21 protein-coding genes are annotated in these 20,670 nt (G+C 75.5%); 12 read left to right on the top strand and 9 right to left on the bottom strand.

Annotated elements, in window-relative coordinates; translation table 11 throughout:
* Positions 1–49: 49 nt before the first annotated feature.
* From B1205_RS13480 to B1205_RS13470, 3 genes are all read left to right on the top strand, one after another.
* Positions 50–277 (top strand): hypothetical protein, encoded by a 228-nt coding sequence (locus B1205_RS13480; RefSeq protein ID WP_089155948.1) that lies wholly within the window; start codon positions 50–52, stop codon positions 275–277.
* A 36-nt stretch (positions 278–313) separates the two neighbouring features.
* Positions 314–1,396, top strand: coding sequence for a PIN domain-containing protein (locus B1205_RS13475; RefSeq protein ID WP_089155947.1), 1,083 nt, complete (start codon positions 314–316; stop codon positions 1,394–1,396).
* A 151-nt stretch (positions 1,397–1,547) separates the two neighbouring features.
* On the top strand, positions 1,548–2,114 hold the full coding sequence (locus B1205_RS13470; protein WP_089155946.1) for a sigma-70 family RNA polymerase sigma factor: 567 nt from the start codon (positions 1,548–1,550) through the stop codon (positions 2,112–2,114).
* 12 nt (positions 2,115–2,126) lie between these two features.
* Here B1205_RS13470 and B1205_RS13465 read toward each other — a convergent pair whose 3' ends face one another.
* Positions 2,127–2,864: a zf-HC2 domain-containing protein gene (locus tag B1205_RS13465; protein ID WP_089155945.1), complete on the bottom strand. Its 738-nt coding sequence runs from the start codon at positions 2,862–2,864 to the stop codon at positions 2,127–2,129.
* A gap of 50 nt (positions 2,865–2,914) precedes the next feature.
* Positions 2,915–4,729, bottom strand: coding sequence for a glycoside hydrolase family 15 protein (locus B1205_RS13460; RefSeq protein ID WP_089155944.1), 1,815 nt, complete (start codon positions 4,727–4,729; stop codon positions 2,915–2,917).
* A 43-nt stretch (positions 4,730–4,772) separates the two neighbouring features.
* Here B1205_RS13460 and B1205_RS13455 point away from each other — a divergent pair, with 43 nt between their 5' ends.
* The 5 genes from B1205_RS13455 (at position 4,773) to B1205_RS13435 (ending at position 9,229) form a co-directional block, all read left to right on the top strand.
* Positions 4,773–5,978: a D-arabinono-1,4-lactone oxidase gene (locus tag B1205_RS13455; protein WP_089155943.1), complete on the top strand. Its 1,206-nt coding sequence runs from the start codon at positions 4,773–4,775 to the stop codon at positions 5,976–5,978.
* A complete protein-coding gene (locus tag B1205_RS13450; RefSeq protein ID WP_089155942.1) occupies positions 5,975–6,352 on the top strand; it encodes a sensory rhodopsin transducer in 378 nt (125 codons plus the stop codon). Before B1205_RS13455 ends, B1205_RS13450 begins: the two co-directional genes overlap by 4 nt.
* Positions 6,353–6,386: 34 nt before the next feature.
* Positions 6,387–7,487, top strand: coding sequence for an FUSC family protein (locus B1205_RS13445; RefSeq protein ID WP_089155941.1), 1,101 nt, complete (start codon positions 6,387–6,389; stop codon positions 7,485–7,487).
* Positions 7,488–7,588: 101 nt separating this feature from the next.
* The gene (locus B1205_RS13440) at positions 7,589–8,233 is read left to right on the top strand and encodes a dihydrofolate reductase family protein (RefSeq protein ID WP_089155940.1); all 645 of its coding nucleotides are present in this window, start codon (positions 7,589–7,591) and stop codon (positions 8,231–8,233) included.
* Between the two features lie 54 nt (positions 8,234–8,287).
* On the top strand, positions 8,288–9,229 hold the full coding sequence (locus tag B1205_RS13435; RefSeq protein ID WP_089155939.1) for an acyltransferase domain-containing protein: 942 nt from the start codon (positions 8,288–8,290) through the stop codon (positions 9,227–9,229).
* Between the two features lie 413 nt (positions 9,230–9,642).
* Here the strand turns inward: B1205_RS13435 and B1205_RS13430 are convergent, their stop codons facing one another.
* From B1205_RS13430 to B1205_RS13410, 5 genes are all read right to left on the bottom strand, one after another.
* On the bottom strand, positions 9,643–10,434 hold the full coding sequence (locus B1205_RS13430) for a shikimate dehydrogenase family protein (protein ID WP_089155938.1): 792 nt from the start codon (positions 10,432–10,434) through the stop codon (positions 9,643–9,645).
* Complete coding sequence (locus B1205_RS13425) at positions 10,431–11,003, bottom strand: NADPH-dependent FMN reductase (RefSeq protein ID WP_089155937.1); 573 nt, start codon at positions 11,001–11,003, stop codon at positions 10,431–10,433. Before B1205_RS13425 ends, B1205_RS13430 begins: the two co-directional genes overlap by 4 nt.
* The gene (locus tag B1205_RS13420) at positions 11,000–11,935 is read right to left on the bottom strand and encodes an ROK family protein (protein WP_089155936.1); all 936 of its coding nucleotides are present in this window, start codon (positions 11,933–11,935) and stop codon (positions 11,000–11,002) included. Before B1205_RS13420 ends, B1205_RS13425 begins: the two co-directional genes overlap by 4 nt.
* 7 nt (positions 11,936–11,942) lie before the next feature.
* Positions 11,943–12,296, bottom strand: coding sequence for a DoxX family protein (locus tag B1205_RS13415; protein ID WP_089155935.1), 354 nt, complete (start codon positions 12,294–12,296; stop codon positions 11,943–11,945).
* Between the two features lie 62 nt (positions 12,297–12,358).
* Positions 12,359–12,781, bottom strand: coding sequence for a type II 3-dehydroquinate dehydratase (locus B1205_RS13410; protein ID WP_089155934.1), 423 nt, complete (start codon positions 12,779–12,781; stop codon positions 12,359–12,361).
* 136 nt (positions 12,782–12,917) lie between these two features.
* Between B1205_RS13410 and B1205_RS13405 the strand changes: the two genes are divergently transcribed.
* From B1205_RS13405 to B1205_RS13395, 3 genes are read left to right on the top strand one after another with little or no spacing between them, the layout of a single operon-like run.
* Positions 12,918–14,075: a DegT/DnrJ/EryC1/StrS family aminotransferase gene (locus B1205_RS13405; protein WP_089155933.1), complete on the top strand. Its 1,158-nt coding sequence runs from the start codon at positions 12,918–12,920 to the stop codon at positions 14,073–14,075.
* Positions 14,072–15,193 (top strand): Gfo/Idh/MocA family protein, encoded by a 1,122-nt coding sequence (locus tag B1205_RS13400; protein ID WP_089155932.1) that lies wholly within the window; start codon positions 14,072–14,074, stop codon positions 15,191–15,193. Before B1205_RS13405 ends, B1205_RS13400 begins: the two co-directional genes overlap by 4 nt.
* A 34-nt stretch (positions 15,194–15,227) precedes the next feature.
* A complete protein-coding gene (locus B1205_RS13395; RefSeq protein WP_089155931.1) occupies positions 15,228–15,917 on the top strand; it encodes an HAD-IA family hydrolase in 690 nt (229 codons plus the stop codon).
* Positions 15,918–16,024: 107 nt separating this feature from the next.
* Here B1205_RS13395 and B1205_RS13390 read toward each other — a convergent pair whose 3' ends face one another.
* On the bottom strand, positions 16,025–17,035 hold the full coding sequence (locus B1205_RS13390; RefSeq protein ID WP_089155930.1) for a 3-dehydroquinate synthase family protein: 1,011 nt from the start codon (positions 17,033–17,035) through the stop codon (positions 16,025–16,027).
* 37 nt (positions 17,036–17,072) lie between these two features.
* The gene (locus B1205_RS13385) at positions 17,073–17,582 is read right to left on the bottom strand and encodes a hypothetical protein (protein WP_089155929.1); all 510 of its coding nucleotides are present in this window, start codon (positions 17,580–17,582) and stop codon (positions 17,073–17,075) included.
* 422 nt (positions 17,583–18,004) lie between these two features.
* Here B1205_RS13385 and B1205_RS31470 point away from each other — a divergent pair.
* A partial coding sequence (locus B1205_RS31470) for an AMP-binding protein (RefSeq protein WP_254909923.1) occupies positions 18,005–20,670 on the top strand: 2,666 nt, incomplete at its 3' end.

Raw genomic sequence — 20,670 nt, 5'->3', positions numbered from 1 at the left:
GCCTAGGCTCGACGGGGAAGCGGGGCGAAGCGGGGGAAAGGCGGGCGGGGTGGACGCGGACGGCGGGGCACGGTCGGCGCGGCGGCGCAACCGTCTGCTGCTGGCGGGCCTGCTGGCCGTGGTCGGGCTGATCCTGCTGCTGCTCGGTCTCACCGTCGCCACCGGCACGGTCGCGGGCGTCGAGGTGGTGCTCGCGCTGCTGCTCTTGATCGCCAGTTACGCGATCCAGCGGGTGGCCCGCCGGGAGGTCGTCTACCGCGACGAGGAGCGGCGGTGACCGGCGCGGCGACCCGACCCGGCTAGGCTGGCCGGCGTGGATCAGGAAGACCGGATCGCGCTGTTCCTCGACTACGAGAACCTGGCGCTGGGCGTGCGGGACCACCATGGCGGCAGGGCGTTCGACCTCCGCCCGATCGCCGACGCGCTGGCCGAGCGCGGGCGGGTGGTGGTGCGTCGGGCGTACGCGGACTGGTCGTACTTCGACGAGGACCGGCGGATGCTCACCCGCTCGCACGTCGAGCTGATCGAGATACCGCAGCGGATGGGCGCCTCCCGCAAGAACGCGGCCGACATCAAGATGGCCGTGGACGCGGTCGAGTTGGCCTTCGAACGCGGCTACATCTCGACGTTCGTGATCTGCACCGGGGACAGCGACTTCACCCCGCTCGTGCACAAGCTGCGCGAACTCAACAAGCGGGTGATCGGCGTCGGCGTGGAGAAGTCCACCTCGGCGCTGCTGCCGCCGGCCTGCGACGAGTTCCTCTACTACGACCGCCTCGAAGGCGTGGACGTGCCGCCGCCCGCCGCGCGCCGGACCCGTCCGGCTCGACCGTCCGGGCCCTCCCCGGCCGGGCCGGCGCCCGAACCGGTGGTGGAGACCGCGCCGGCCGAGGAGGAGCCGCCACGGGACGTCGACACGCTCGCCGTGCTGCTGGTGCAGACCGTGGCCGGCATGCAGGGCAGTTCCAGCGGTGAGGTGACCGCCTCCGGCCTGAAGCGGGCCCTGCTGCGCAAGGATCCCACGTTCAGCGAGTCCGACTACGGCTTCCGCACCTTCGGGGAGCTGCTGCGGCACCTGGCCGGGACCAACGTGGTCGAGCTGGCCGCCGGCCCGGCCAAGGGTGACCCGGAGGTGTCGCTGCCCGAGCGCGGTGACCGGGAGGTCGCGTTCGGGCTGCTCCGCTCCGTGGTGGTGGACCTCGCCGGTGAGGGCGGCGCGGTGGCGCTCTCCGGCCTGAAGGACCAGCTCCGGCGCGCCCGGCCGGACTTCAGCGAGAAGAAGCTCGGCTACCGCAGCTTCCTCCAGTTCTGCAAGGCGGCGGCGACCGACGGGGCCGTGGAGCTGCGCTGGAGCCCGGACGACGGCGACTACCTGCTCACCCCGCACACCCCCTGACCGTCGCCCGACCCGGCGTCCCCCGGGAACTTTTTCCGCCTGTCGGCCGACCAACCGTCGGGTGACAGGAAGGGACACCAGGGATGAATCGAGCGAGGCCCGCACCCGTACCGCCCGGTGTGACCGGGTCGGGCCGGCGGGCCGGCCGCGGATGAGGCCGGCCGCCGACGACGAGCAGGTGACCCGGTGGGCGCACCGGGCCGGTCGGGGCGACCAGCAGGCCGCCGCCGAGTTCGTCCGGGCCCTCCAGGGGCCGGTGTGGCGGTTCCTCGCCCACCTGGCCGGGCCCGCGGAGGCCGACGACCTCGCCCAGGAGACGTTCCTGCGGGCGCTGCGCAACCTGCCCGGCTTCGCCGGCCGGTCCTCGGCCCGTACCTGGATCTTCACCATCGCCCGCCGGGTCGCCGTGGACCACGTGCGGGCCGTGACCGCACGCCCCCGGGTGGCGGCGCTGCCGGACTGGCAGGCCGCCGCCGAGGCGGCCGGCGCGGTGACCGCCGGCGGGGACGACGGCGTCGCGTTGCGGGGGCTCATCGCCGGGCTCGCCCCCGACCGGCGGGAGGCGTTCGTCGCCACGCAGGTGCTGGGCCTGTCCTACGCCGAGGCGGCCGAGGTGTGCGGCTGCCCGGTCGGCACCATCCGGTCCCGGGTGGCCCGCGCCCGCGAGGACCTGGTCGCCGCCTGGACCGGCGACATCCGGGACCGGCGGGCCCGCTGAGCGCTCGCGCCGTCAGGCGGCGCGGCGGTCGCGGGCCTGCGCGGTGTACGGGCCGGGCGGCACCAGCCGCAACGGCGCCGGGGCGGCCGGCTCCTCGGTGCGCAGCGCCCAGCGCGAGCCGACCGACCGGCCCCGCCCCGGCGGGGTGTCCCCGGGACGCCAGCCGGGACGGGACAGCACCAGCATCACCGCCCAGCCGACCAGCAGGAAGCCGTGGCTGACCAGCCGGGTCATCGCCACCTGCCCGGTGATCAGGTCGTTCACCGACAGCAGCACCAGCGTGGCGACGAACGCGCTGAGCATCGGCAGCAGGCCGGACGGGGTGGAACGCCGCAACGCCACGTAGAGGAACCCGGCGCCGACGGCCACGTTCCACGCCGCCGACTCGTGCCACAGGTGCTGGCCGGAGGTGTGCGCGTGCGCGACCACCGCCTCCCGGCCGATCTGCGCCAGGCCCAGCACCACCTGCACCGCGCCGAGCAGCCCGAGCGCCGCCCGCAGCGCGAGCGCCACCCGCCGGCGGCGGCTCGGCCGGGGCGGCGGCGCCGCGGCCAGCACCGCGTCGACCAGGTCGGGCACCTGCGGGGCGAGGTGGGTACGCGCCCGGCGGGTGACCGCCGCGGCCGAGTCGAACCAGCCCCGGCAGCCGACGCAGCCGCTCAGGTGCGCCTCGGCCGCCGCGCTCTCCGACCGGGACGCCTCGCCGTCCAGCTGTGCCGACAGGATCTCCCGCCACTGCTCACACGCCATGTAGAGATAGTCGTCCGACCCGGCCGCCTGGTTCCCGGCGGGGTGCCTGATCAGGCCGGCGGCCCGCCGGCGCGCTCCGCCCAGGCGCGCAGCGCGTCCCGGTCGCCGGCCCCGTCCAGGTTCAGCGCCGCCTCGATCAGGGCCAGGTGGGTGAACGCCTGCGGATGGTTGCCCAGGGCGGTGCCGTCCGGGGCCCGTTGCTCCGGGTGCAGGCCGAGCGGCCCGGCCCGGCCGGCCAGCCGGTCGAAGACCTCCCGTGCCTCGGCCTGCCGGCCGCCCAGCGCCAGCGCGGACACCAGCTCGAAGGAGCAGAGCAGGAACGCGCCCTCGATGCCGGGCAGCCCGTCGTCGAGCCGGTAGCGCCGGATCAGGTCGGGCGCCACGGCGAGGTCCGCGCGGATCCGGTCGACCGTGGCCACCACCCGGGGATCGTCGCCGGGCAGGAACCCGACCAGCGGCATCCGCAGCAGCGAGGCGTCCAGCTCGGTCGAGTCGTACGCCAGGACGAAGCTGCCCACCCGGTCGTCGTACCCGCGCTGGAGCACCTCGGCGTGCAGCGCGTCGCGTTCCCGGCGCCACCGGTCCACCGGCGCCGCCCGGTCGGCGAGCAGGTCGGCGAGGCGGATGCCCCGGTCGAGGCAGACCCAGGTCATCACCTTCGAGTTGACGTAGTGCCGGCGCGGGCCGCGGATCTCCCACACGCCGTGGTCCGGCTCCCGCCACCGCCGCGCCATCACCTCGACGTGCCGGCGCAGCAACTCCCACTGCGGGCCGGTCAGCTCGCCGGTGAGCTGCTGGTACGCCAGCGCCGCGTCCAGCACATGCCCGTACGTGTCGAACTGCGTCTGGTCGGCCGCCGCGTTGCCGACCCGCACCGGGGTCGAGCCGGCGTACCCGGACAGGTGCGGCAGCTCGCGTTCTGCGGGCGCGTGGCCGTGGATGCCGACCAGCGGGGCGAGCGGCTCGTGCCGGGCGCAGATGCCGAGCAGGAAACGCAGGTACCGCCGGCCCTCCTCGGCGTGCCCGAGGCGGAAGAGCGCCAGCAGCAGCAGCGCCGCGTCCCGGTGCCAGGTGTAGCGGTAGTCCCAGTTGCGCACCCCGCCGATCTCCTCCGGCAGCGACGTGGTCGGTGCGGCCAGCAACGCGCCGGTCTCGTCGTACGACAGGCCGCGCAGCACCAGCGCGCTGCGCCGCACCGCGTCGGCGGCGAACCCGGCGTAATCGCCGCGCCCCGACCACTCCTGCCAGGTGGCGCACGTCCGGTCCCGCAGCGCGTCCGCGTCGGCCAGGGCGGGCACCGGGTCGGCGTACCCGAGGAGCAGCGTCGCGGCCTGCCCGGCGCGCAGCTCCGCCTCGGCGACCAGGGTCCCGTCGGTGGCGGTGACCGGCAGGTCGGTGCGCACCCGCAGCGGCGTGCCCACCGCCTGCCAGTCGGGCCCGTCCCGCCGCCAGCGCACCGGACGCGCGCCGTACCCGGGTCGGGGCGTCAGCTCGGCGCGGACCCGCAGCACGCCGGCGGTGACGCGGAGCCGGCGCACGAGCGCCTGCTCGGCGTGGATCGGCCGGTCGGCCGAGCCGGGCCGGACCGCGAGCAGGTCCTCGCCGGTCGCCGCGCCGCCCGGACCCGCCCAGACGTTCTCCAACACCAGCGTGCCCGGCAGGTAGCGACGTCGGGGCGGCGGGCAGCCCGCGGCGACGAACGTGAGCCGGCCGCCCACGACCCGGTCCAGCAGCCGGGCCGCCACCGCGTCGCCGGCCGCATCCGGTACGCAGAGCCACTCGACCGCCCCGTCCGGTGCGACCAGCGCGGTGGTGTGCGTGTCGGACAGGAACGCGTACGCGTCGATCGGCGGGAACTCGGGCACCCGGGTGACTACCCCCGGCGGGCGCGGGTAAGCGGTCGCCGCGATGACGCGAGCCTTCGTGAACTGGTCCGGCAGCCTCTCCTTCACCCCGGCGGAATGGGACGAACCAGCCGACGAGGACGAGGTGCGGGCGCTGGTGCGCCGGGCCCGGGACGCGGGCACCACGATCCGGCCGGTCGGCTCGGGGCACTCGTCCAGCCCGCTGGTGCGTACCGACGGGATCCTGCTCGGCCTGGACCGGCTGGCCGGGGTGATCTCCGACGACGGACGGCTCGCCACCGCCTGGGCCGGCACCAAGCTCCAGGCGCTCGGCGAAGGGCTGTACGACGCCGGCCTGGCCATGGACAACCTGGGCGACGTCGACTACCAGTCGATCGCCGGGGCGACCGCCACCGGCACCCACGGCACCGGGCTCGGCTTCGGCAACCTGAGCACCCAGGTCACCGGCGTACGCCTGGTCACCGGCACCGGGGAGGCGCTGGACATCGACGCGGACCGTAACCCGGAGCTGCTGCCGGCGGCCCGGCTCTCCCTCGGCGCGCTCGGCGTGGTCACCCGGGTCACGCTCGACGTGCAACCCCGCTACGAGCTGCACCGGCGGTCGTGGTGCGCGCACCTGGACTGGACGTTGGACCACCTCGCCGAACTTCAGCACACCAACCGCAACATGGACTTCTACTGGTACCCGCGCAGCGACCAGACGCAGATCCGGGTGATCAACCGGACCGACGAGGAACGCCACCGGCCCGGTTGGCCCGACCCGTCGGCCCCGGACGGCGAGCCCCGGCAGAGCCAGGTCGGGCCGACCCACCGCACCATCCCCCGACACCGGGAGCTGCGCTTCGAGGAGATCGAGTACATGCTGCCCTCGGAGGCGTTCCCGGCCTGCTTCGCCGAGGTGCGCCGCCGCATCCGGGCGCGGCACCGGCGGGTGGCCGGCTGGCGGGTGCTGGTGCGCACCATCGCCGCCGACGACATCTGGCTCAGCAACGCCTACGGCCGGCCCACCACCACCATCGCCTGCCTCCAGAACACCTCGCTGCCGTACGAGGAGTACTTCCGGGACATGGAAGCGGTCTTCCGGCACTACGGCGGCCGGCCGCACTGGGGCAAGAAACACTGGCTCGGCGCGCGGGAGCTGCGCCCGCTCTTTCCCCGCTGGGACGACTTCCAGGCGGTGCGACGCCGCCTCGACCCGGACGGGGTGTTCCTCGCCCCCGACCTGGCCCGGCTGCTGGAGGAGTCGTGACCGCGCCCATCGGCGCGCGGGTCTGGGTGGTGCCCGGCGGGCACGTGCCGTTCCCGGCGCACGGGCCGGAACCGGAGTTCACCGGCTTCGACCAGCTCTGCGTGCTCAACACCACCGACGACGACGCCGAGCTGACGTTGCACTTCTACTACGAGGACGCCGAGCCGGCCGGACCGTACCGGGTGCTGGTCGGCGCCCGCCGCGTCCGGCACGTCCGGGTCAACGACCTGATCGACCCGGAGGCGGTGCGGCTGGGTCGCGCGTACGGCTGCGTGCTGCGCTCGCCGGTGCCGGTGGTGGTGCAGTTCCTGCGCCAGGACACCCGGCTGCCCGGCGTGGTGGCGCTGACCGGCACCATGGCGTACCCCGGCTGAGGTTCCGACCGGGTGGCGTCGGGTACCCCGGCGCATGCGGAGTGTCAGCGACCGGGTACGCGCCGCCGGCCGGGCCAGCCGTCAGCGGGCGCGGACGTACTTCATCGTGGCCGTGCAGGCCGGCCTGGCCGCGGCGCTGGCCTGGCTGGTCGCCCGCGAGCTGCTCGGCAACCCCGAGCCGACGTTCGCGCCCGCCGCGGCGGTCGGTGTCATCGCCGCCTCCCTCGGTGGGCGCACCCGACGCACCGTGGAACTGGTGATCGGCGTGATCCTCGGCATCGTGGTCGGCGACGCGTTGCTCTACGTGCTGGGCACCGGGCCGTGGCAGACCGGCGTGATCGTCTTCCTGGCGGTCGCCGCCGCCGTGCTGGTGCGCGGCACCGGGGCGCTGGTCACCCAGGCCGGCGGTACGGCCGTGCTGGTCGCCACGCTCACCCCGGTCTCGCCGGACCTGGAACTGCCGCGGACCGTCAACGCCCTGGTCGGCGGCGGGATCGGCCTGCTGGTGGTGCTGGTGCTCGCGCCGCTCAACCCGCTGCGCACGGTCCGCCGGGCCGCCGACCCGGCGCTGGACACGTTCGCCCGCCAGATGACCGCCTCGGCGGAGGCGCTGGCCCGAGGCGACGTCCGCGTGGCCGACGCCGTGCTGGAGCGGATGCGCGCCGCCGAGACCGACCTGAGCCGGGTCAGCGAGGTGGTCGGCGCCGCCGCCGAGGTGGTGCGCTTCTCCCCGGTGCGTTGGCGGCAGCGGCGCGTGCTGGCCGCGTACCAGCGCGGCGCCGAGCACCTGGACCGGGCGTTCCGCAACAGCCGTTCGCTGGTCCGTCGGGTCGGCACCACGCTGCGCGACGACGAGCCGGTGCCGCCCGAGTTGCCGGCCGCGGTGGAGCGGTTCGGCTCCTCGGTCCGGCTGCTGCACCGGGAGTTCCTGGCCGCCCGGGAACCGGTCGAGGCCCGGGACCGGGTGCTCCAGGCGGTCCGGTACGCCGGGGCGGCGTACCGGAAGGACCTCGGCTTCTCCGGTGCCATCGTGGTGTCCCAGCTACGGACCGCCGCCAACGACGTGCTGCGCGCCACCGGCGTACCGCCGGACGAGGCCCGCCGCCTGGTCCGTCGTGCCGCCGAGGCCCGGTGACCCGCCTCGCGCGTCCGTATGGGGAGCCGACGAACGATGAGTCCGCCGACGACGGCCGGTCCACCTTCTGACGGAGATCGCCACATCATCGGGAGTAGGGCATGGGCCTGATCCACATCGAACTTTTCGCCACCCTCGACCTCGTCGGGCAGTCGCCCGGCGGCCCCGAGGAGGACCCGGTCGGCTTCCCCTTCGGTGGCTGGCAGGCGCCCCTGCTGGACGAGGTATCCGGGGCGCAGGTGCTGGCCGCCTACGAGGGCACGGACGCGCTCCTGCTCGGCCGGCGGACGTACGACATCTTCGCCGCCTACTGGCCGCACCAGGAGGGCGGCCAGGACAACACGATCGCCACCCTGTTCAACCGCATCCCGAAGTACGTCGCCTCGCGCGGCCGGCCCGACCTGTCGTGGGCCGGGTCGAGCCAGCTCGGCCCCGACCTGGCCGGCGCGGTGCGCGAGATCCGCGACCGGCACCGGCACGTCAAGGTGGTCGGCAGCCTCAACCTGGTGCAGACCCTCCTACGGGAGAAGCTCTTCGACCGGCTCGACCTCTGGGTGCACCCGATCGTGCTGGGCGTCGGCAAGAAGGTGTTCGACGGGGGAGCGGTGCCCACCAACGTCACCCTCCTCGAACCGCCGGTGGCCAACCCGAAGGGCACCGTCTACCTGCGCTACGGGCTCGCCGACGGCACCCCCGGCACGGGGGACATGAGCGCACCCGACCGGGGCGTCGGCCGCGCCGGCTGACACCGGCTGACACGGGCCTGTCGCCGCCGTGAGCCGGTCGGTAGGGTCGTCGGCGTGGACGTCGACGACACTGCCGCCCGGCTCGGGGTGCCCGTCGAGGAGGTCGAGCGGGTGCGGCGGCTCGCCGGTGACCGGCCGTCGGCGCCGCTGCCCGCCCGGGCCGACGCGCCCGCGCTGCTCGACCGGCTCGCGGTCCGCCCGGACGACGCCGCCGAGATCATGGCCGGCTGGCCGGACCCCGACTCACCGTTGTGGACGCCGGAGCTGCGCTGGCTGCTCGACCGCTCGATCGCCCTCGTCCGCGCCGACCTCGGCGGCCACGACTGGCTGCCACCCGGCCCGGCGCTGCCGCGCGATCGGGGCCCCGCCTGGCGGCACCTCTACGTGTACGCGTACCTCGCCCTGGTCGAGGTGGTCACGGCGTACCACCGCGACCACGGCATCGCCGGGGTCGTGTCCTGGGCGACCCTCGCGGACCTGGGCCGCAACCTCGCCGTCGACCGGCGGATGCGCCGCGAGGGCTGGCCGGTCATGCAGAGCTGGCTGACGTTGCACGCCCGGGGCGGCCTCTACGAACTGGGCCGGCTGCAACACCAGCGCGGCGACACCATCGGCCTGCACATCCCCGAGTCGGGTCCGCTGACCCCGGAGGCGGTCGACGCGTCCCTCGACGCGGCCCGCGCGTTCTTCCCGCGCCACTTCCCCGACGAGCGCCACACCCGGTTCTCCTGCGGCTCCTGGCTGCTCGACCCGCAACTGCGGGAGTACCTGCCGGAGGAGTCCAACATCGTGCGGTTCCAGCGGCGGTTCACGCTGGACCCCTACGAGGAGCCGGAGGGGATCGACGCCGACGTCGAGGTACGGCGGTTCGTCTTCCGCGACCTGAGCACGCCGCTGGACGCGTTGCCGCGCCAGACCGTGCTCCAGCGCGCGGTCGTCGACCATTTGGCCGCCGGCCGGCACTGGCGCTGGCACCGCGGCTGCTTCCCGATCTAGCTACGGCGGCGTGCGGCGGGACCGGTCGGCGTCGGCATCTCCGGTCTGTCCGGCCCGCTGTCACTGGCGCGGAAGGCGTGCGGGAGATCTTGGTACGGATTGGCCCTCATGGGGGCCGGAATCTACCAAGATTCACGTCGATCGCACGGACACCGCCCCGGAGTGGCGTCAGCGGCGGCGTAGCCAGTTCGGTGACGTGGCGGCATCGTCTCACCGGGAAGGCACCACTTCGGCGAACTGGTGTCGACTCGCCGCCAGGCGACCAGTTCCGGGCATCACCGGGGCGAAGGATATGACACAGAGGCATAATGATGCCTGAGAGTCATATCGGGTGAGCGTGAAGTGCTGTCCTGGCGCGTCGAGAGCCGTCGGGCCCCCGATCCTGGCATGGGTCCACCGTGGGCGATGAGCGGTCAGAGGCGGAAGAAGTCCAGGTAGGCGTCGATCTGGTGGGACAGCGTCGGCTCGCCGGGATGTGCGGCCAGCCCACGGGCGCGGGCCGCGCGCAGCAGGGGCGTCTCCGCCGGGGACATGATGATGTCCGCGACCACCGCCCACGCCGGCAGCTCCGCCACCGGGAACGGCGCCGGGTCGGCCGGGCGCAGCCCGACCGGGGTGGCGTTGACCGCGAGGTCGGCGTCGGCCAGGCGCGGCCGGGGCGCCGTGTGGACCCGACCGGGGTACGCGGCGGACAGGCGACCGCCCAGCGCGGCGAGCCGGATCGGGTCGGTGTCGGCCAGGTGCAGTGCGGCCACCCCGGCGTCGAGCAGGGCGACCACGATGGCGCTGCCCGCGCCGCCGGCCCCGACGAGGCAGACCCGCCGGTCGCGTGGGTCGTGCCCGGCCGCCACCAGCCCGCGGACGAAGCCGTCGCCGTCGAACGTGTCCGCCGACCAGGTGCCGTCCGGCTCGCGGCGCAGCGCGTTGACGCTGCCGGCCAGCCGGGCCCGGTCGGTGGCCCGGTCGGCCAGGTGCAGCAGCGCGGCCTTGTGCGGCACGGTCACCAGCATGCCGTCGAGGTTGGCCACCTGCCGCAGCCCGGCCACCACCTCCGGCAGGGCGGCGGCCGGTACGTGCACCGGGACCAGCACCGCGTCGACGCCGCGCCGGGCCAGCACCGGGTTCAGCAGGCCGGGCGCGCGTACCTGCGTGATCGGGTCGCCGAGCAGCGCGTACAGGCGGGTGGTGCCGCTGATCGTGGTCATCGCACCGGTTGCGGGCGGCGCAGCGTCCGCAACGCGCCGGCCCACGCCGCCACCTCGCCGAGCATGGTGCCGACGGCCTCCCGCTGGTGCGGACCGGGGCGGAAGTCGCGGAACGCCACGAAGTCGGTGTGCAGGGAGAGCGCCACCTGGGAGCGGACCACCGGCACGGACACCTGCCCCAGCACCAGCCGCAGGTGCTCGGCGGCGCGGGTGCCGCCGTGCACCCCGTAGCCGACCAGCCCCGCCGGCTTGTGGTGCCACTCCTGGTAGAGCGCGTCGATCGCGTCCTTGAGCACGCCCGGGATGGAGTGGTTGTACTCCGGGGTGACGAAGACGAACGCGTCCAGCGCACCGATCGTCGCGCCCCAACGGCGGATCGCCGGCCGGCTCGACGGCGCCATCGACGGCGGCAGCGGCTCGGCGAAGTGCGGCAGCGGATGGTCCGCCAGGTCGACGACCTCCGCGGTGACGTCCGTGCGTCCGGCGGCCACGTCGCACACCCAGCGCGCCACCGCGTCGGCCTTGCGTCCCGGGCGGGTGCTGCCGGCGACGACCCCGATCCTGATCATTGGCTGGTCTCCCTGGTCGATGGTGGGGTCCCGGGCGGGCCCGGGGCGTCCGCGAGGTCACTGGCGAGCAGGAGCGCGCCGTGCAGCGAGGAGAGCCCGCCGAGCGCGGCGGCGGCGACCCGGGGCGCGGGCCGCCCCGGCCGGCCGGACCCGGCGGCGATCCGCCCGACCAGCGGCACGAATTCGGGCAGCCCAACGGCGAACCCGCCGCCGACGATCGCCAGGTCGACGGCGAGCAGTTCGCCGAGGCTCACCACCGCGGCGGCCAGCGCGGCGCACGCCGGCCCGATCGCCTCCCGCGCCCACGGCTCGTCGGCGCGCAGCCCGGCGCGCAGCCGGTCCGGGTCCACCGGCCCGCCCCGCAGCCGGGCGGCGCGGCGCAGCGTCGCCGGCCCCGACGCGACCGCCTGGAGGCAGCCGGTCCGCCCGCAGTCGCAGCGCTCGCCGGCCAGGTCGACCACCATGTGGCCCACCTCGGCGGAGGCGCCGGCCGGGACGTTCCGGCCGCCGAGCACGATCCCGCCGCCGACGCCGGTGCCCACGCCCAGGTAGAGCACGTCGTCGCGGCCGGCGTGCCGCGCCTCGGCCAGCCCCGCCAGGTCGCCGTCGTCGGCGTACCCGGTCGGGGTGTCGGGGAACAGGCGACGCAGCGCGCCGGCCAGGTCGAGGCCGACCCAGCTCGGCCGGCCGGGCCAGGCCACGACGGCGCCGGCCCGGTCGACGGTGGCCGGCATGGCCACCCCGACGGCGTCGACCGGCCCGTACCCGGCGCGCAGCGCGGCCACCTCGGCGGCCAGGGCGGCGAGGTCGGCGGCCGGGTCCGCGCCGGTCGGCCAGGTGAGGACCCGCTCGTACGCGGGCCGACCGGCCGCCTCGGCGCGCAGCGCGACCTTCGTGCCGCCGACGTCGACGCCCAGCAGCGCGCCCGTCACGCCGGCCTCAGTGCTTCAACACATGCAGCAGCGCCAGCGCGGCCGACGCGAACGCGAAGAACAGCGGCACCATGATCACCTTGCCGTCGTCCTTGGCGCGCAGGTGGTAGGCCACGGCGGCGATCAGCAGCGCGGTGACCGCGACCGCGGCGAGCAGCCCGATCGGCCACCACAGCAGGCCCAGCAGCAGCCCGGCGACGCCGGCCAGCTCCAGCAGGCCGATGACCCGGGTCAGCCCGGCGGAGACGCCGAGGTGCGACATCCGCTGGCGCATCTGCGCGTTGCCGAAGAGCTTCTGCAGGGCCAGCGGGATCAGGACGATGCACAGGAAGATGGTGAGGGCGATGATGGCGACGGTCACGGGGGTTCCTCGGGGTCGGGTCGTCGCGGCGGACGACCGGGATGGGTNGGCGGGGCGGCCGGTCAGGGCACGGTGGCGACGAGCGCGCGGGCCGCCAGCCGATAGCCGAGCGCGCCGAGGCCCACGATCACCCCCGAGGCCAGCGGGGCGAGCACCGACTCGTGCCGGAAGCTCTCCCGGGCCCACACGTTCGACAGGTGGACCTCCAACCACGGGCGGGGATAGTTGGCCAACGCGTCGCGCAGGCTCCAACCGGCGATCATCAACGCGCCCGGGTTGACGATCGCGCCCACCGTCTCATAACTGTCCTGGATGGTACGGATCATCTCGCCCTCGCAGTCGTGCTGTCTCGCCACGACCCGCCAACCCCGGTCGGCCACCTCCTCGCCGACCGCCCGCTCGATGTCCGCCAGTGTGTCGGTGCCGTAGATCTCCGGTTCCCGCTTGCCGAGGATGCCCAGGTTCGGGCCGTTGAGCAGGAGCACCTCGGNCCCCCGGGAGAAGCCCCGCCGGCAGGGGGCGGTTAGGGGCGGCTAGGGGCGGTTAGGGGAGGTCAGCGGCGTGCCGGCTCGGTTAGCGTCCTGCCGGGCCGTTCCAATCTGGATCAGGGAGTGGGACATCATGAGTGATCTGCCGGCGCCGGAGTTCCCCGAGTGGCCACAGTTCGGCGACGAGGAGCGGACCGGCCTCATCCGGGCCCTGGAACAGGGCCAGTGGTGGCGCGTCGGCGGCAACGAGGTCGACACGTTCGAAGCCGAGTTCGCCGCGTACCACGGCGCGGAGCACGCGCTCGCCGTCACCAACGGCACCCACGCGCTGGAGGTGGCGCTGGAGGTGCTCGGCGTCGGCCCCGGCACCGAGGTGATCGTCCCGGCCTTCACGTTCATCTCGTCGTCGCTGGCCGCCCAGCGCCTCGGCGCGGTGGCCGTGCCGGTCGACGTCGACCTCGACACCTACTGCGTCGACCCGAACGCGGTCGCCGCCGCCATCACCGACCGTACCCGGGTGGTGATGCCGGTGCACATGGCCGGGCAGTTCGCCGACATGGACGCGCTCGACAAGATCGCCGCCGATGCCGGCGTCGCGCTGCTCCAGGACGCCGCGCACGCCCATGGCGCGCAGTGGCAGGGCAAGCGGGTCGGCGAACTCGGCTCCGTCGCCGCGTTCAGCTTCCAGAACGGCAAGCTGATGACCGCCGGCGAGGGCGGCGCGGTGACCTTCCCCGACGCGGAGAGCTACGAGAAGGCGTTCCTCGTGCACAGTTGCGGCCGGCCCCGCACCGACCGCGACTACCTGCACCGCACCACCGGCTCGAACTACCGAATGAACGAGTTCAGCGCCGCCGTGCTGCGCGCCCAACTGTCCCGGCTGGACGGTCAGATCGCGGTGCGCGAGCAGCGCTGGCCGCTGCTGGCGAGCCTGCTCGCCGAGATCCCCGGCGTGGTGCCGCAGGGACGCGACCCGCGCGGCGACCGCAACCCGCACTACATGGCCATGTTCCGGATCCCCGGGATCACCCTGGAACGTCGCCGGGTCGTGGTCGACGAGCTGATCGCCCGGGGCATCCCGGCGTTCGTCGCGTTCCGCGCGATCTACCGCTGCGAGGGCTTCTGGAGCGCCGGCGCCCCGGACGAGACCGTCGAGCAGATCGCCGAGCGCTGCCCGAACGTCGAGCAGATCCACGCCGACTGCGTCTGGCTGCACCACCGTACGCTGCTCGGCACCGAGGAGCAGATGCACCAGATCGCCACCGTGCTCGCCGACGTGCTGGCCGGATGACCGGGCCGCAGCCGGCCGCCGCGCCGGGGCGTACCGTCCGGGTCGCGGTGGCCGGTCTCGGCTGGGCCGGGCGGCAGATCTGGCTGCCCCGGCTCGCCGCGCACCCCCGGTTCACGGTCACCGCCGTGATCGACCCGGACGCCGCCGCCCGGGAGAAGGCCCGCGCCACGCACGGCGTACCCGAGGCGTACGCCGACGTGGCCGACCTGCCCGCCGACGTGGCCGACCTGGTGGTGGTGGCCGTGCCGAACCACCTGCACGCGACCGTCGCGGCCCGGCTGCTGCGGCGGGGTGTGCCGGTGTTCCTGGAGAAGCCGGTCTGCCTCACCTCCGCCGAGGCCGACGACCTGGCCGACGCCGAGCGGACCGGCGGCGCGGTGCTGCTGGCCGGCAGCGCCGCCCGCTACCGGGCCGACGTGCGCGCCCTGGTGCGGGCCGCCGCCGACGTCGGGCCGGTCCGGCACGTCGACGTCTCCTGGGTACGCGCCCGCGGCGTGCCCGACGCCGGCGGCTGGTTCACCCGGCGGGACCTCTCCGGCGGCGGCGCGCTGGTCGACCTCGGCTGGCACCTGCTCGACACGGTGCTGCCGCTGCTCGGCCCGGCGCCGATCGCGCACGTCGTGGGCAGCGTCTCCGACGACTTCGTCAACGACGGCGCCGCGCAGGCCGCCTGGCGCGGCACCGCCGGCCCCGGCGGACGCGGCGACGTCGAGGACACCGCCCGCGCGTTCCTGCTCACCGCCGACGGCGCGTCCGCCGCGCTGCACGCCTGCTGGGCGTCGCACGAGGCGACGGACCGGACCACCGTCTCCGTGCACGGCGCCCGCGGTGCGGTGACGCTGCGCTGCACGTTCGGCTTCAGCCCCAACCGGCTCGGCACGCCGGAGCTGACCCGCACCCGCGACGGCGAGACGGTGCCGCTGCCGCTGCCCGCCGAGGAGATCGGCGCCGAGTACGACCGGCAGCTCGACGCGCTGCCCGGCCTGCTCGCCGACCCGGCCAGCCGGGGCGTGGCCGCCGCCGACGCCCGCCGCACCATCGACGCCATCGAACGTGTCTACCGCTGCGCCCGGCCCACCCCGCCGGTGCCCGCGCTCGCGGGCGCACGCGACCGGTGAGAACCACCGGCGACCTCACCCTTACGGAGCAGCCATGAGCCAGCCGCCGTCCAGCGCCGGTGCCGCCGCCCCCGCCCCGCGCCCCGACCCGATCCGCGCGGTCGTGTTCGACCTCGACGGGGTGGTGGTGGACAGCTCCGCGGTGATGCGGGAGGCGTTCAGCGTCGCGTACGCCGAGGTGGTCGGCGGTGGACCGGCGCCGTTCGAGGAGTACAACCAGCACATGGGCCGGTACTTCCCGGACATCATGCGGCTGATGGGCCTGCCGCTGGAGATGGAGGAGCCGTTCGTCCGGGAGAGCTACCGGCTGGCCCACCGGGTGCCGCTGTTCCCCGGCGTCCGGGAGACCCTGGAGACGCTGCACGAGCGGGGCGTACGGATGGCGGTGGCCACCGGCAAGAGCGGGCCGCGCGCCCGGTCCCTGCTCGACCTGCTCGGCGTGCTCGCCCTCTTCGACTACGTGATCGGCTCGGACGAGATTCCCCGGCCCAAGCCCGCCCCGGACATCGTGCTGCGGGCGCTGGACCTGCTGGACATGCCGCCGGGTGTGGCCATGATGGTCGGCGACGCGATCACGGACCTGACCAGCGGCCGGGAGGCCGGGGTGACCACGGTCGCCACCACCTGGCACGGCGGCGACGTGACCGCCCTGCTGGCCGCCGGCCCCGACCTGGTCGCGCACAAGCCCGAGGACCTGCTCACGCACTGCCCCGCCGTCGGCTGAGGCGCAGCCGGGCGGACCTCGCCGTGATCGACACCGGTTCGGCGAAGTGGCGGGATCAATCGCTGTTCGATGCCGCCACTTCGGCGAGCTGGCCGGGCGGGACCCGGCTACATCACGGCCAGGGCGGCGCGGACCTCGTCCTCGGGCACGTCCGCGACCAGCTCCGGGCCGGTCGGGCCGTCCAGCACGAAGGACAGGCCGGCGGTGGACTTCTTGTCCCGCCGCATCAACGCGATCAGCTCGTCCGCGTCCACCTCGGACGGCAGCGTGGTGTCCAGGCCGTAGCCGGCCACCACCTCGTGGTGCTCGGCGACCCGGGCGGCGGGGATCCGGCCCAGCCGACCGGCCAGCCGGCCGGCGAAGACGGTGCCCACGCCGACCGCCTCGCCGTGGCGCAGCCGGAAGTCGGTGGCCCGCTCCAACGCGTGCCCCAGCGTGTGGCCGTAGTTGAGGATGTGCCGCAGCCCCGCGTCGCGCTCGTCGGCGGCGACCACCCGGGCCTTCAGCGCCACACACGCGGTGATCTGCTCGGTCACCGGCCGGCCGCGCAGGTCGCCAGCGCCGATGAAGTGCGCGCGGGCGATCTCGCCGTAGCCGTTGCGCCGTTCCACCTCCGGCAGCGTGCTCAGGTGCTCGGTGTCGCAGAGCACCGCCCGTGGCTGCCAGTAGACGCCGACCAGGTTCTTGCCCTCGGGCAGGTTCACCGCGGTCTTGCCGCCGACGCTGGCGTCCACCTGGGCCAGCAACGACGTGGGCAGGTGGAGCACCGCGACGCCCCGGTGGTAGAGGCCGGCGGCCAGCCCCACCACGTCGGTGGTGGTGCCCCCGCCGCAGGAGACCACCGCGTCGGCGCGGGTCAGCCCGAACTCGGCGAACGCCCGGCACAGCGACTCCACGGTGGCCAGCGTCTTGTCGTGCTCGCCGTCGCGGGCCGGCACCACCCGGTGCGGCACGCCCGGGTCGGGCGTCCACTCCGGCGGCCGGGCGGAGACCACCACGACCCGGCGGGCGCCGACCCGGGCCACCTCCGCCGCCAGCCGGTGCCGCACACCGGGGCCGACGAGCACCGGGTACGCCCGGTCGCCCAGCTCCACGTCGACGCGTTGCGGCTCGGTCATGCGGCTCTCCCGAGGATCGAGGGGATGCGGTGCTCGCTCACCCGACTCTGCCACCGGGCGTGGGAAAGCGCTGCCCGGCCAACCGCATCGCCAGCGCCGCCAGCGAGTCGACGGCCGGGTCGAGACCCCAGCGGCGGTGGCTGAGCTGCGCGTGCGTGGCGAGCAGGAAGCCGCGCGGGGCGGCCGGGTGGTCCTCGGCGACCACCTCGGTGACCAGGTCCAGGTAACGGTGCCACGCCGCCGACACCGGGTCGTCGGCCAACGGCAGGTCGGCCGCGGCCAGCACGATCTTGTCGGCGCCGGCCTGGGCCTGCGCGGCGAGGTCGCGGCGCTGCGCGCCGGACAGCGGGCGGCTGCGGTCCTGCCAGTGCAGGAACAGGAAGGCCGCCCGGTCGCCGGCCGGCAGCAGCGCGCACAGATGACGCAGGTGCGCCACCGCGAGCGGCAGCTCCGACCCGGCCAGCCAGGGCGGGTCGCCGCCGAGCAGGGCCAGCGCCAGCTCGCTGCCGGCCTGGGCGAGCGGCCCGCCGCGGGCCGCGTCCCGCACCGCGTACGCCGGGGGCGCTGGTCGGGCGGTCGGGCCGAGCCGGTCGCGGGCCAGGTNNCGGGGGTGGCGTGCAGGCCCAGCCGCAGGCGCGGCGGGCCGGGGGAGTCGAGCCGGTCGAAGAACCAGCGTACGTCCGGGTCGGCGGCGCGCACCTCGGACACCAGCGCGGTCACCACGGTGCCGACCAGCTCGGCCGCCCGCGCGTCCACGCAACCCGCGCCGGGCACGACGAGGTCGGCGAACAACCAGGAGCGTTCCATGGCACCTCGATCCTCGGGGCGAGCCCATCATCACCGCGCCGGCCAGCCGGGCCACCGGGGAGCGGTCGGGAACCGGGGTCCGGTTAGGGGGCGACAGGGGTAGGTCACCGCCGGGCCGCTGACCAGACTTGGGCCGTTACGGCGAGGGACGGATGTGGTGACATGCTTCGGAGCGACCTGGTCCAGCCGTTACCCGAACTGCTCCGGGCCCACGCCCGACGGCTGCCGGACCAGGTGGCGTTCCGCGACGCGGACCGGGCGGTTTCCTGGGCCGGGCTGGCGGCGGTCACCGGTCGGCTGGCCGGGCATCTGGTCGACGCCGGTGTCGGCCGGGGCGAGCGGGTCGCGTTCTGCCTGGGCAACCGGGTGGAGACGGTCGAGACGTGGCTGGCCGTCACCCGGGCCGCGGCGGTCGGCGTACCGCTGAACCCGCGCAGCACGGACGCCGAGCTGGCCCACCTGCTCGACGACTCCGGCGCGGTGCTGGTGGTCACCGACCCGCAACACCTCGACCAACTGCTGCGGCTGCGCGCGGACCGGACCGGCCTGCGGATCTGGGTGACCGGCGACGGGCCGTACCCGGACGGGGTGACCGCCTGGCCGGCGCTGGTCGACGTCACGCCGGCTGCGGACGCCCGCGACGACCTCGGCCTGGACGAGGTCGCCTGGATGCTCTACACCTCCGGCACCACCGGCCGGCCCAAGGGCGTGCTCTCCACCCAGCGGACCTGCCTGTGGTCGGTGGCCGCCTGCTACGTGCCGGTGCCCGGCCTGACCTCCGCCGACCGGGTGGTGTGGCCGCTGCCGCTGTTCCACAGCCTCTCCCACATCGGCTGCGTGCTGAGCGTGACCGCGGTCGGCGCGAGCGCCCGCCTGGTCGACGGGTTCGCCGCCGACGACGTGCTGCGGGCCGTGGCCGAGGACGAGGCGACCGTGCTGGCCGGCGTCCCGGCGATGTACCACCACCTGGTCGACGCCGCCCGCGCTGACGGGTTCCGCGCGCCCGCGCTGCGGGTCTGCCTGGTCGGCGGCGCGATCACCACCGGAGAGCTGCGCCGCGCGTTCGAGGACGTCTTCGACGCGCCGCTGCTCGACGCGTACGGCAGCACCGAGACGTGCGGCTCGATCGCGGTGACCCGGCCGGACGAACCCCGCGTCGAGGGCTCCTGCGGACGCCCGGTGGACGGCGTCGACGTGCGCCTGGTCAGCCCGGACACCGGCCGGGACGTGACCATCGGTGACGAGGGCGAGGTGTGGGTACGCGGACCGAGCGTCATGCTCGGCTACCACGGGCTGCCCGAGGCGACCGAGGCGGCGCTGCGCGACGGCTGGTACCGCACCGGCGACCTGGCCCGCCGCGACGCCGACGGGAACCTCTTCGTCACCGGCCGGCACCGCGAGCTGATCATCCGGGGCGGGGAGAAGGTGCACCCGGCCGAGGTGGAGGACGTGCTGCGGGGGGTGCCGGGCGTCGCCGACGTCGCGGTCACCGGCCGCCCGCACGAGGTGCTCGGCGAGGTGCCGGTGGCGTACGTGGTGCCGGCGGCGGAGGGCTTCGCGCCGGCCGAGGCGTACGCCGCCTGCCGGGAACGGCTCGCCTACCACAAGGTGCCGCAGGAGCTGTACGAGATCGACGCGGTGCCGCGTACCGCCTCGGGGAAGGTCACCCGGCGGCTGCTGCGGGACACCCCGGCCCGGCTGCGCGCGGTCAACGGCACGCACCACGAGGCGTTGACCCGGCTCACCTGGCAGGCCCTGGCGTCGACCGGCGCACCGCCGGCCGCCCGACGCTGGACGGTCGTCGGGCCGGACGCCGAGGTGGTCGCCGCCGCGCTGACCGCTGAGGGCGAGGACGTCCAGACCGGACCGTCCGAGGGCCGGCACGTCCACACCGGACCGTCCGGCACGGGTGCGGACGTGCTGGTGCTGGCCGGCGCCGACCCGTCGGCCGGTTGGCTCGACGACGGGCGGTACGCGGACGCGCGGGTGGTGGTGCTGACCACCGGCGCGGTGGACGCCTCCACCGCCGACACCGCCGACGACCCCGACCTGGTGCCGGCCGCCGACGTGGCGTGGGCGCGGGGACGCTGCCGGCAGGCCGCCCAGCCGGGCCGGATCGTGCTGGTCGACCGGGACACCGACCCCCGATCGGTCGCGCTGCTGCCGTCCGTGGTGGACGCCGGGGCCGCCCAGGTCGCCCTGCGCGCCGGCACGGCCCGCCACGCGGTGCCCGCCCCGGCCGCCGCGCCGGCCCGGGAACGCACGGTGGTCGACCCGGCCGCGCCGGTGGTGCTGGTCGGCGCGGACATCACCGAGGGCGCGGCGCTGGCCCGCCACCTGACCGGTGCGCACGGCGCCCGGTCGGTGCGGCTGCTGCCCACCGGCCCGGCCGACGACGGCCGCCCGGCCGCGCTCACCGGCAACGACACCGGGGCGACCCCTGCGCACGCCCCCGGTGACGACGAGCCGGTCGGCGCGGCGGTGCTGCGGCTCACCGACGCCGACCTCGCCGACCCGGACCGCAGCGCCCGGCTGCTCGACCTCGCCCACCGCCTGGACCTGCGCACCCGGCACGCCGGCGCCACCGCGTACACCGTGCTCGTCCCCGCCGACCTGCTGCTCGGCGCGGCCGGGCGGGAGGCCGAGGCGGGCGCGGTGGCCGCGCTGCACGCCCTGGTCGCCCGGCGGCACGCGGCCGGGCTGCCGGCCCGGCTGGTCGGCGTGGCCGGACCGGCGTGGGCCGAGACGGCCGCGTTCGACGCCGCGCACGACGGCGACGACCTGGTGCTGGTGGCCGCACCGGCCGAGCGGGTCGCCGCCCACCCGGC

Source organism: Micromonospora sp. NBS 11-29, from assembly GCF_002140155.1.
GTDB lineage: Bacteria > Actinomycetota > Actinomycetes > Mycobacteriales > Micromonosporaceae > Micromonospora.
Note: the sequence above shows the minus strand (reverse complement) of the source record. Positions and strands in the feature narration are given on the sequence as shown.